Origin of the sequence: Actinomadura sp. KC216 (assembly GCF_004348535.1) — a bacterium.
Classification (GTDB): Bacteria; Actinomycetota; Actinomycetes; order Streptosporangiales; family Streptosporangiaceae; genus Spirillospora.
The window spans coordinates 1-11983 of the sequence record NZ_SMJX01000255.1 but is presented as its reverse complement, the minus strand read 5'-3'; the positions used below and the strand labels follow the sequence as shown (position 1 = coordinate 11983).

Here is an 11983-nt window from a genome sequence, read left to right as displayed (position 1 = left end):
CCCGTCCACAAGGGCGGGGGCGGTGTGCTCGCGAAGGTCCATGCGGGCGTGCAGGCCGCTGAGAACGCCCGGCAGCCACCAGTTGGCGGCGCCCATGAAACGCATGGTGGCCGGGACGAGGAGGGAGCGGACGAGCACGGCGTCCACGACGATGGCGACGAACATGCCGACGCCGATGAGCTTCACGACGGTGATGCCCGCCGTGCTGAACCCGGCGATGACGACGAGGAAGAGCAGCGCGGCGCTGGTGATGACGGCGCCGGTGCGCTGCATGCCGGACGCGACCGCCGCGCGGTTGTCGTGCGTGCGGTCCCATTCCTCGCGGATGCGGCTGAGGAGGAAGACCTCGTAGTCCATGGACAGGCCGAACACGACCGCGAGGATGAGGATCATGCTGGTGGCCTCGACGCCACCGGTCGGTGTGAAGTCGAGGAGGCCCGCGAGGTGCCCGTCCTGGAAGCCCCACACGATCGCGCCGAACGACGCGCCGATCGACAGCACGTTCATGACGATGGCCTTCAGCGGCAGGACGAGCGAGCCGAAGAACATGAAGAGGAGGACGAACGTGGCGAGCCCTACGACGAGCACCATCTTCGGCAGGGTGCGCATCAGGCTGGACATCAGGTCCATCTGCGCGGCCGTGATGCCTCCGACGTCGATGTGCATCGGGTAGCCGTCCTTCGACAGGCTCATCCTGCGGATTTCGGTGACGATGTCCTGGGCGCGCTGGTCCATCGGCTCGTATCCGTGCGTGACGGAGATGCGCACGCCGCCGTACGTCCCGGAATAGCCGGTGAACTGGGCCTCGGTCACACCGGGGAGCGATCCGAGGCGCTTCCTGAAGGCTTCGAGGTAGGGCGGGATGGGGTCGCCCTTACCGGTGGGCGTCCAGTCGCGTGGAATGAGGTCGCCGGAGACGACGACGTCGATGGGCTCGGCAGATCCGTTGGGGAAGTCCTGCCTGAGCGTCTCCACTACAGCGCGGGATGGGCTGTCCTTGGGGAGGACGCGGGCGTCCACACTGCCGAACTGGACGTGCAGGAACGGCCCGAACATCACGCCCAGGATGGCGAGGACGACGGCGAAGTACGGCAGCGGATGCTTCATCACGCTGTGGCCGAGCCGGTACCAGAACCCAGTGTCGGACCTCTTCGCCCTGGGCCGCCGCCGCCAGGGCATCTGGCCGAATTCGATGCGCGGGCCAAGGAGCGCCAGCAGCGTCGGCAGCAGGACGGTCGCCCCGAACACGGCGACCATGACGGTGGCGATGCCCGCGAGCCCGATCGTCCGGAGGAACATCTGCGGAAAGAGCAGAAGTCCCGCGAGAGCGGCCGACACGGTGACGCCGCTGACCATGATGGTGCGCCCGGCGGTCGCCATGGTCGCGGCGAGGGCGTCCTGCGCGGCCAGCCCACGGGCGGTCTCCTCGCGGAAACGGCTGATGATGAACAGCGAGTAGTCGATGGCGAGGCCGACGCCCATCATCGTGACGACTTCCAGGGCGAAGGACGTCACGTCAACGGCATAGGTGACCACGTGCAGGACGGCGAGCCCGCCGATCATCGAGAAGGCCCCCACGACCAGCGGCAGCAACGACGCCGTCAGCGCACCGAACAGGACCACGAGGAGGATGAGCAGCGGCAAGGCCGTGATGGTCTCCGCCCGGACGATGTCGTCGACGACCTGCTGCCCGAACTCCTCCCCGAGAGGAATGTTGCCGCCGACCAGGACGTCGAGCCCTGGCGCGGCCAGACGCTCCTTGACGGCGTGATAGTTCTCGACCTTGGCCCCGATGTCCTTCCCCTGCAGCTTCACTGCGACGAACGTCGATCGCCTGTCGCGGGAGGCGAACGAATGCGCGGCCTTACTGTCGAACGACCAGTACGTGATGACCTCTTCGACGTTGCCCTTGGGCAGCCGTGCGACGGCGGACTTCACGCTGGCCTTGTAGCGCGGGTCCTCCACCGTCATGGTGTCGCTGCTGTAGAGGACCAGGACGTCGGGGTTGGTACTGCCGAAGTAGGTAGAGCCGAGTTCGGCGACGAGGGTGGAGGACGCGTCCGGGTCCTCGAAGCCGCCCTCCTTGAACTTGGAGAGCACGCCGAGGCCCCACACCCCGGCCATCGCCGTCATCACCAGGATCAGGACAAGGCCGGTCCACCGGCGTCGGTGGATGAGACGCCCCAGCCCCGAAAGCATGTTCCTCCTGCGGCTATCCGCGGGACGCCAGGTTATCCACGGGACGCGAGACGAGCCGCGGTCGTCGCCACGCGGTCGGCGGTCGTCGCGAGGGCGCCGTCAAGGTAACGCCGCCGCGTGGCAGCACGCGCGATCTTGCCGCTGGACGTGCGCGACACGCCACCCGGCTCGATCAGCACGAACTCGTGGACGCTCATCTCATGCTGGACGCTGATGGCACCGCGTACCGCCGTCTCGACCTCGTCCACGTCCAGCCGTCCAAGAGGGACGCGACGGTTGCGCTCGGCGACGACCACCAGCCGTTCTGTCTCGTCCCCAGGCAAGGCGAACGCGGCGACGTGATCGGGCCGGATGGCTGGGTGCGCCTCCTGCGCGGTCACCTCGATGTCCTGCGGATAGTGGTTGCGGCCGTCCACGATGATGAGGTCCTTGATGCGGCCTGTCACGTACAGCTCGCCCTCATGGACGACCCCATAGTCCCCGGTCCTCATCCAAGGCCCGGACGGCAGACGGCCACCCTCAGACAACACACCGCAGAACGTGGCCTGGCTGCGATCGGGATTGCGCCAGTATCCGGCCGCGACGTTCGGCCCATGCACCCATATCTCACCGACCCGGCCGTCCGGCAGTTCCGCACAGGTCTCGGGGTCGACGATCGCCACGATCTGCCCGCTGGGACGCCCGCACGACACCAGCGCGCTGGACCGCTCGGAATCCCCGTCGCAGAGCCGCAGCTCACCGCGCGTGAGCGCGTCCCTGTCCGCCGGGACGACCGTCGGCGGGACGTTCTCCGCCGCCGCCGTGACGAACACGGTCGCCTCGGCCAGCCCGTATCCCGGTGCCTGCGCGCCCGGCCGCAGCCCGGCCGGCGCGAACGCGTCCGCGAACATCGTCAGCGTGGACGGGCGGATCGGCTCCGCACCGTTCAGGCACGTTGTCAACCCGGAAAGGTCGAGTTCAGCGATTCTGTCCGCCGTCACCTGGGACGCGACGTACTCGTACGCGAAATTGGGCCCGGCCGTGTAGACGTTCCCGCCCGGACGCTCGGCGATGAGCTGGAGCCACCGCATCGGGTTCATGATGAACGAGACGGGGTCGGTGTAGATGGCGTGGTCGCCGTGCACCAGCGGCAACGCCATGGTGGAGATCAGTCCCATGTCATGGAACAGCGGCAGCCAGCTCACCAGCTCTGGGTCGGGCTTCTCGGGCGCCCATCCCGCCCATAGCTGCGCCGCGTTCGCCGTCACGTTCCCGTGGGTGATCTCCACTCCGGCCGGGCGGCGCGTAGAGCCGGACGTGTACTGCAGATAGGCGAGGTCGTCGAATGCGACAGGTTCGTCCTGCCACCGTCCGGCCAGGGTGAGGTCCACGTCATCGGCGAACACGAGTTCCTTCGGCTGCGGGATGTCATGGTCGGCCAGGAACTTCTCCACATGCGGGAGCGCACTCCGCGTCGTGACGATGACCGCCGGTTCTGCGTCGGTGTAGGCGCCGATGAGCCGTTCGGCGTGCCCCGGTAGGTCGGGCGAGAACAGCGGCACCGCGATGACGTGCGCGTGCATGGCGCCGAGCATCGTCATCATGTATTCGAGCGTCTGCGGCATGAGCAGCGCGGCCCGTTCACCCGGCGCGACCACCTCACGCAACGCGACTGCCATCGCCCGCGCTCGCCGATCCGTCTCGGCCCAGGTCGCCATGACATGCGCGCCAGCCGGATCGGCCGTGTAGTCGACGAACGTGTAGGCCGGGGCCTCCGGCTTCTCCTGCGCCCACCGCGCGACCCGCTCGATCAGCGGGGTGCGGCCGGAACCGCCCGGCAGGAGTTCGGGAAGCAGCGAGCCCAAAGCCATCGATCATTCTCCCGAGGGACGGGCCGGGCGGCCCTCAGCGAGCGGGGGCGCCGTCGGCAGGCGTGAAGCGCGCCGGCCCGACGACCCCGCCCGACGCCCAGGAAACCAGCGATGGGCGTGAAGCTACCGGACGGTAGCCAGCGCGCGATATTAGCCCGCGCTCACATTCGTCCAGGCAGGGTTTGTCACCCCTGTGACAAGAGGTCCTCGGCGCCTCTGGACTCGGCGGCGCGCTGGAGCGCGATCCGCCGCCGCCACACCATGACGCACGCGGCACCCCACAGCAGCCCGATCTCGGCCACGAGCGCGATCCCGACGACGACGGCCCAGTTCGTCCCTTCCGCTTCGTCCAGGGCGGCGGCGGACACCAGGCTCTCCCCAGACGCGGCGCGCGTCGGCGGTCCTCCCGGCGCGGTCAGCGGCGGCAGGACGACCGGGCCCTGGCCCGGCGCCGCCGGCAGGCCCGGCGCGGGCGCCCCCGGGGCGGCCTGGCCCTCGCCCGACCCGGGCGCTCCGGCTCCCGTCCCGACGTCCCCTCCAGACGGCCCGAACGGCCCTGAGGGCCCCACCGTCCCCGGTCCGGCTCCCGGCCCGGGCCCTGGCCCGGCCGCGCACTCACCGGCCTTGTCACGCTCGCACGGCGGTCCGTCGTCCCCCCACGGCGGGCTGTCCACAGCGGGCGGACCAGCAGGCGGCGGACCAGCAGCGCCGGGCGGCGGCTTAACCCCGCCGGTCCCCCCCGGAGTCGGCTTACCGGACGGACCACCAGTCGGAGACGGCTTGCCGACCCCACCGGGCTTAGCCCCGCTAGGCCGAGCCCCACTGGGCTTGGGTTGGCGCGGCTTGACGGTTCCGCGCGGCTTTCCGGTGTTGCAGGACGGCTTTCCGCTGGCAACGGCGTCGTCGCCGCCGGGTTTGGCCGTCGAGCCCTTGCACGACGTCTTGTCGTCGTCCGGTCTCACAGTCGAGCTGGCGCCGTTGGAGAAGCCGAGAACCGCGCGGATCGAACGTTTGGGAGTGTTCGCGGCGTCCGCCACTGCGCGAACGCTCAACGACTTGCCGTACGTCCCAGAAACCACCGACCGCGGTACCCGGACGGTCGCCGTTCGCTCCACGACCTTCTTGCCGACGTCCCCGACGTCGCATCGCAGTCGCTGGTCACCGGAGCCCGCCCGCCGAGCGCACGTGGCCGAGTACCTCGTCCACGCCAGCGGACGGTCGGCCGCGAGCTGCAGGACCACATTCCGGGCGGTGCCGCCCTGGGCGGTCATCTGGATCGTGTAGGTCAGCGCATAGTTCCCCCCGGCGCCCGAGCTGCCGCGCGCCGTCATGTCCATGTTCAACCGGACGGGCGACGGGCGTCCGTCCGGCACGGCCGCAGCACTCGGCGCGGCCAGCGTCAGTGCCGGTACGGTCAGTGCCCCGCCTGCCGCGATCGCACCCCAGCGTGTCGTTCGGCGCCCCGTTCGCACCCGATCCCTCTCCCCGGTTCTGTCCGTATTGGCTGCCAGGGGGGCGGCGACGCGGGCGCCGGGCACCGACAATTATTGCCTGGTCAGAGCCACAAGTAACGTATGCGGCTCCACCTGCCCGGCAATCTTTCGCGCAGCGAGATCGCAGCTCCTCCGTAGAATCGGATGGGTCGCGACCGAGAGGAGACGCGGGTGGCGGAAGCGGTCCGTTCGCTGGAGCGGGCGTTCGATCTGCTCGAACATCTGGCGGACGCGGGGGGTGAGATGGCGCTGTCCGAACTCACAGAGGTCTCCGGGCTACCGATGCCGACGATCTACCGCCTGATGCGGACGCTGGTCAACAAGGGCTACGTCCGCCAGGAGCCGTCCAAGCGCTACGCCCTGGGGCCGCGGCTCGTCCGGCTAGGCGAGGGCGCCGGTCGGCTACTGGGCACCTGGGCGCAGCCTGTATTGTCCCGCCTCGTCGACGCGGTCGGCGAGACGGCCAACATGGCGGTGCTGGAAGGCGACGAGGCCGTGTACGTGGCGCAGGTACCGTCCAAGCACTCCATGAGGATGTTCACCGAAGTGGGACGGCGCGTCCAGCCGCATTGCACGGGCGTGGGGAAGGCGCTGCTGTCGCAACTGTCCGATGAGAGGGTTCGCGAGATCCTCGCCCGGACCGGCATGGACGCGCACACCCCGAACACGCTCACCGACGTGGACGCTCTTCTGTCCGAACTCAAGCGCATCCGGGTGCAGGGCTACGCGCTGGACGAAGAGGAACAGGAACTCGGTGTGCGCTGCGTGGCCGTGCCTCTGCAAGGCGCCCCGGCCTTGACGGCGCTTTCCGTGTCCGGGCCCTCTGGACGCATGACGCGCGAGGCCATCCCGAACGTCGTGCCCATCATGCAGGACGCCGCCGAGCGCTTCGCCAAGGAACTCGCTCCACCGGCGTCCTGACCCTTAACCCGCTGCACCGCACTGAGCGGTCAGTCGACGGGTTCGCCCACCAGGACGGTCGGACGCCCGCTGCGCTCCCATGTGACGAAGTCCCCCGCGGACTTGACGAGGACGGCGAGCATCCAGAGCGCGAGCCCTGTGTCGTCCACGATCCCCGCAACGGGGATCACGTCGGGGATGGCGTCGATCGGGGAGATGATGTAGACGACGCCGAGCGCGAGCAGCCCGAGCGTCCCGTAGGACAGGCCCTTGTACTGCCCTCGCATGGCCGACTTCAGCATCCGAGGGACGGAGCGGATGCGCTCCCAGAGGCCCGGTGCGTCGGGCTTCAGCGTTTCGGCGTAAATCTGCCAGGCCTGACCTGCGGCGGCCGCGCTGCGCTTCCTGTCCACGAGCACTCCTCAGAGGGACGTTCGGAGGGCGCGCCCCCGCGGCGCCCACGACCTACTACGACGCGGCCTGTGCCGGATTTGTTCCCTCGAACCGGCCATGAGGGCCATGACACACGCGCACCACCCGCAACGGCACCGGAACGATCGCGAAACCCTAGGGTCGGACGTGCACTCGAACATTCGATTGGGGTTACCTGAGGTGAGTTCTTCATCACTCTCATGGGTGACGTGCGGCGATTCACGGTGTGTTGCCCGCCGTCCGCTGCCAGCATGGGGCGCGCGGGGGGCCGCTTCCCGGGGGAGCGCTCCCCCGGGCGCGACCGCTACCGCCCGTCGAGCATCGCAGGAGCTGACGTATCGACATGAGCGGCGACGACCACCATACGAACGACCATCCCGTCCATGGCACCGCGGCAGGCGACGCGTACGTCGCGCTGCCCCCGACCGCCGTCGACGCGACCGCCACGGGGCCGACGCGGCTGATCGTGGCCTGGCCCGGCTTCGATCCGCCCCGGACCGCGAGCGCGCTCGCCACGGCGATCCCGATGACCGGCGTGCCGGTGTGGCGCGTCTACCTCGACCTGCCCGGCCGCTCTCCCGGCGGGCTCGGCTCGGGCGCGATCCTGGACACCGAGACGATCGAGACGTACTGCGCGGCGGTCGAGAGCGCCGTCGAGCGCCTCCCCGAAGCCCTGGCGGACATCCGCCGGGATCTCGGCCTCCAGGACGCCTCAGGGGCCCCAGACGGCGCTGAGGGCTCCGTCGGACTCGTGGGGTTCAGCGCGGGCGGCGCCGCCGCGATGCTGGCCGCGGCGCGCGGCACCGTGCCGGTGAGCGCCGTCGCGCTCGTCGCCCCCGTCGTCGCGCCGTCGCGGGTCGCCCGGGCGGTGGAGAAGCGCTCGGGCCGCGACCGGTCCTGGACGGACGGCGCCACCGCGCTCGCCGACCGCCTCGACCTCGGCTCCCTCGCCGGCGACCTGGCCGGACGGGACGTCGCGACGCTGCTCATCGGCGGCGCCAAGGACCGCGTCGTCCCGGCCAGGGAGATCACGTCCCTGCGCGACCTGCTGCGCCGCCACGGCGCCGGCCCGGTCGAGTCCGCGACGTTCCGCATGGGCCACGCGCTGGCCGCCGAACCCGGCACCGAGGCGCGCCCGCCGATCACCGAGGCCGTGCGCGTGGACGGCGTCCTCACCGACTGGTTCCGCGACCGCCTCGCCAGCCCGACGACGCCACCGGACAACGACCCGCCGGCCGAAACCAAACGGGTCGACGACCCGGCCCCCGCCGCGGACGCTCACTCAGCCACCCCTCACCCGTCCGGCAACGAGCTCTTGGACGCCGCAAGGGTCAAGACCCAGCCGATCAACATCCGCCCTGCCGCGAGGCAGCCGGACACGTCCCCGGGCGACACCCAACCGGCCAACGCCCAAGAACCGGACACTGCACCGGACAAGACGCGTACGACGAGCCCGCAGCCACAGGCAGGCGGCAACGGCGCATGGTCGAGCGACGCAGAGACGCAATCCGCCGCAGCCGGATGCGGCCTAGGCCGTACACGCTGAGCGGGTGAACGGCCCGGCAGGCGTACGTTTCGACGCCCGCCGGGCGGATGCGATTGCTACGGGGATCAGCCCCGGGAAAGGATCTCGTACCGGACGGGGATCACGCCCGCTCCGGTGCCGCCGACCTTCTTCATCGCGGCCTTGGACAGGTCCAGGCACCGGCCGCCCGCATACGGGCCGCGGTCGTTGATGCGGACGATGACCGAACGGTCGTTGTTCTTGTTCGTCACGCGGACCTTGCTGCCCATCGGCAGCGTCTTGTGCGCGGCCGTCAACTCGCTCGGGTCGAAGGGCTCGCCGCTCGCGGTCATCTGCCCCTCCCAGTAGTAGGAGGCTTCGCACGAGCCCGACTTGATGACCTTGTACCGCTTCTTCTTCACGGGCTTGGTCACGTGCCCTGTGCTGCTATCGGACCGGCTCTTGCCCGCCTTCGTCTTCTCTGGTGAAGGCTCCGGCGACCGGGTCTGGCCACGGCTGGCCCGCGTGGGCTCAGCCCGTGGACGGTCTTGCAGCGGTGATGTGGTGGTCTCTGCAGCGGATGCCGATTTCGCTGGTTCGTCGCCGTCGGCGAGGGCGACTGCGCCCACTGCGAGGACGGCGGCACTGGCACCGGAGACGATCAGGATGGTCGTGCGTAGGCGCGCTCGTAGAACACGCCTGAAAGGGCTACCCACAGAGGAGTCCTTTGTTAGGGGACAGGACCCCGGACGGCCGGTGTCGTACTCGCGGCGTGTTCAGGCGACGTCGCTCGTCCCCGAATCCCCCGCCGCCGGCGGGCTCGCTCGCCCGCGTCCGCGCCGATCCTCAAGGCGCTGCCGCATCATCGCGGCTCCGGCGTCCGGCAGGTGCGGCGAGGGAATGGCATCTTCACTTTTGATCTCTAAGACGCCGCACAAGTCCTTGACCGTACGGCGTATCTCGCATTAATCAAGCCGCAGGGCCCTGGTTTGTGGGGTTTGTCACCCTATATTTTGCCCTTCGGAGCTGATCAACTCCGTTGAGTAGCCGGGTTCGTAGATCAGCTTTACTACCCATGGAAGCTGTGATCTCGGGCATATAACAATCACTTGCCTGCTAACGGAACGGGGCGTTCCGCGGATGTGGTCGCATCCGCGGAACGCCCCGTCCCGATGATCGTCAGCCGAGCCCGGGCACCTCCGGCAGCCCGACCCCGGAGGCGTCCGAGAGCCCGATGCCGGACGTGTCCGGCAGGGACAGCGGGCCGTCCGCCGACCGCTGCGCGGCCACCGCGCCCCGCGCCTTCAGGACCTCCACCACGCTGCCGACACCGCTCCCGGTCTGGTCGAGATCGCCGCCGACCTGATTGACCGCCTCGTTCGTCTGGCCGACCAGGTCGTCGGACGGACCGGGCTGCGCATACCGCGCGGAACGCGGGAAGAGCGTCGTGCCGACCGGCAGCCCGGCCGGCCGCACGGTGCCGAGCGCCGACGGAACGTCCGGCACCCCGGAAACGGACCCGGGCCCGACCACGGACGGAACCCCCGGCACCACCGTGCTCCGCTGACCACTCGGCACCGCCGCGCGGCGGCCGCCCGGGAGAGCGGTGCCCACGGCGGGCAGCTCGCCGAGCTTGCTGTTGCGCACCGCCGCTCCGACCTTCTCGGTGTCCTTGGCGAGCGTCTTCGGCACCCTGACCACGGCGTCGGCCGGGGGCGGCAGCTCGCCCGCCCCCGCGTGCCGGTGAGCGGAAAGGCAGTCGCCCTTGGGCAGCCCGCCCACCGGGGCCTTGCCGAGGGACAGCGGGGCGCTCGGCAGACTCGTCCCGGCGTGGGAGTTGACCGTCTTGCTGGGGTTCAGCTTGCACTGCGCCGCGCGCGCGCCGGGCGTCGTGGGCGCGACGTCGAGCAGACCGTCGACCGCGCCCGTCGCCGACCCGGCGGCCTGGCCCGCCGGCTGCGCGACCGGCTCGGGGAGCGCGCCGGTGACGGGTCCGGCCACGGCCGCCGCCTCGTAGACAAGCGTGGTGGACGCGCCGGACGCCGCGTTCGCGGGCGCGGTCGTGACGGCGAACGCCGCGCCGACCGAGACGGCCAGCAGGCTTCTGGCGGATCGTTTCATGTTTCCCCCGGGGATTTCGGATTGGCCCTGCACGTGTGGGTGTGCGCCCGCGCGGTCTGCAAATCCGGCGCACCGTTGACCGGGGACGTTAGTACACGCCCGGGACGCGCACTGCCATTTGGAGAAGCAATTAGTAAACGCCACATAGATCTACTGAACCGGTCCGCGGACATCCCACGCGCACCAAATGGCGACAAGCTCCGAAATGCGAAGCGGGGACGCCCCCCAAGGGACGCCCCCGCCTGACCAGATGATCCGGCTATTCGGCCGCACCGAGGGAGATGGCCTGGTCGACCTCCTCCTTCCGCTCGGCGAGCTCCGCCGCGTACCGCTCCTCGTCGACCTTTTCGGCGATCTCCTCGTCCTGCTTCATCAGCGCTTCGAGGTCGGCCTTGGCGTTGTCGAGGACGCCCATGTCCGCATAGGCGGCCTGCACCTTGTCACCCCACAGCCCAACATCCCGGACGCACGGGACGATCCGGCTGAACAGCAGCGACTGATAGAGCGTGTACATGTCGGAGTTGTCGACGAACTCCACGCATTTCTCGACAGGCATGTCGAGCTGCTCGAAGATCTCGCGCCCCTTGAACCGGTCGCGCATCAGGTAGCAGCCCTCGACGACGAACTCCTCGCGCTCGGCGCGCTCCCTGTCGGTGAGCTCGGCGTAGTAGTCCTTGAGCGCGAGCCGCCCGAACGCCACGTGCCGCGCCTCGTCCTGCATCACGTACGCGAGGAGCTGCTTGACCAGCGGGTTCGTCGACATGTCGCGGTACAGGCCGAACGCGGCGAGCGCGAGGCCCTCGATCAGGACCTGCATGCCGAGGTACGGCAGATCCCAGCGGCCGTCCTCCAGCGACTCGGCGAGCAGCGTCGCGAGGTCCTGGTTGATGGGGTAGTACATGCCGATCTTCTCGTGCACGAACTTCGTGTACAGCTCGACATGGCGCGCCTCGTCCATCGTCTGGGTCGCGGCATAGAACTTGGAGTCCAGGTCGGGCACGGACTGGACGATGCGCGCCGAAACGTTCAGCGCGCCCTGCTCGCCGTGCAGGAACTGGCTGAACAGCCAGGACCCCTGATGCAGCCCGAACTCGTCACGCTCCTTCTGCGACATCTTCTCCCAGATGTCGGACCCGAAGAGCGGGTTGAAGTGCTCCGGCAGGCCCGCGACATTGACCGGATCGACCTCGATGTCCCAGTCGATGCGCTTCTGCGCGTCCCACTGCTTGTCCTTGCCCTTCTGGTACAGGTTCAGCAGCCGGTCGCGGCCCTCGTCGTACTCCCACGTGAACCGGGCGTCGCCCGCCATGGGGACGTTCCACGTGTCCGTGGGGACAGGCGTGACGTAGAGGTCGTAGGAACTCACGGGGAATCCTCCTCCGGGGGTGCGCCGCCCGAGCGCGACGCTGGTGCGCTCCGCCCACGGCTTTACATACCTTGGTAACATGTAAACCCGCACGGAGACCACCCCCCTGCACAAACAC

Annotated in this window: 9 protein-coding genes; 2 read left to right on the top strand and 7 right to left on the bottom strand. The window is 69.6% G+C overall.

All coding sequences use genetic code 11. The annotated features are described in order from the left end of the window. The 3 genes from E1264_RS31995 to E1264_RS31985 all read right to left on the bottom strand — a co-directional run. Nucleotides 1-2199: MMPL family transporter (locus tag E1264_RS31995; RefSeq protein ID WP_132179418.1), on the bottom strand; the 2199-nt coding region annotated here is incomplete at its 3' end. Nucleotides 2200-2231: 32 nt separating this feature from the next. Further along, a complete protein-coding gene (locus E1264_RS31990) occupies nucleotides 2232-4049 on the bottom strand; it encodes a fatty acyl-AMP ligase (protein ID WP_132179416.1) in 1818 nt (605 codons plus the stop codon). A 185-nt stretch (nucleotides 4050-4234) separates the two neighbouring features. Continuing rightward, nucleotides 4235-4618, bottom strand: a complete 384-nt coding sequence (locus E1264_RS31985) for a hypothetical protein (RefSeq protein WP_132179414.1) — start codon at nucleotides 4616-4618, stop codon at nucleotides 4235-4237. A 1095-nt stretch (nucleotides 4619-5713) separates the two neighbouring features. On the opposite strand from E1264_RS31985, the gene E1264_RS31980 reads away from it, so the two are divergent. Continuing rightward, nucleotides 5714-6463 (top strand): IclR family transcriptional regulator, encoded by a 750-nt coding sequence (locus E1264_RS31980; protein WP_279491695.1) that lies wholly within the window; start codon nucleotides 5714-5716, stop codon nucleotides 6461-6463. Between the two features lie 29 nt (nucleotides 6464-6492). On the opposite strand, the gene E1264_RS31975 is transcribed toward E1264_RS31980, so the two are convergent. Beyond that, a complete protein-coding gene (locus tag E1264_RS31975) occupies nucleotides 6493-6855 on the bottom strand; it encodes a YkvA family protein (RefSeq protein WP_132179410.1) in 363 nt (120 codons plus the stop codon). Nucleotides 6856-7217: 362 nt separating this feature from the next. On the opposite strand from E1264_RS31975, the gene E1264_RS31970 reads away from it, so the two are divergent. Next, the gene (locus E1264_RS31970; protein WP_207936506.1) at nucleotides 7218-8420 is read left to right on the top strand and encodes a hypothetical protein; all 1203 of its coding nucleotides are present in this window, start codon (nucleotides 7218-7220) and stop codon (nucleotides 8418-8420) included. A gap of 65 nt (nucleotides 8421-8485) precedes the next feature. Here E1264_RS31970 and E1264_RS45615 read toward each other — a convergent pair whose 3' ends face one another. The 3 genes from E1264_RS45615 to E1264_RS31955 form a co-directional block, all read right to left on the bottom strand. Continuing rightward, on the bottom strand, nucleotides 8486-8812 hold the full coding sequence (locus E1264_RS45615; RefSeq protein ID WP_243711290.1) for a septal ring lytic transglycosylase RlpA family protein: 327 nt from the start codon (nucleotides 8810-8812) through the stop codon (nucleotides 8486-8488). Between the two features lie 745 nt (nucleotides 8813-9557). Further along, nucleotides 9558-10499 carry a hypothetical protein gene (locus tag E1264_RS31960; RefSeq protein WP_132179406.1) on the bottom strand — a complete coding sequence of 314 codons (942 nt, stop codon included), beginning with the start codon at nucleotides 10497-10499 and terminating at the stop codon, nucleotides 9558-9560. Nucleotides 10500-10758: 259 nt separating this feature from the next. Further along, nucleotides 10759-11865, bottom strand: a complete 1107-nt coding sequence (locus E1264_RS31955; RefSeq protein WP_132179404.1) for a ferritin-like domain-containing protein — start codon at nucleotides 11863-11865, stop codon at nucleotides 10759-10761. Nucleotides 11866-11983: the final 118 nt, after the last annotated feature.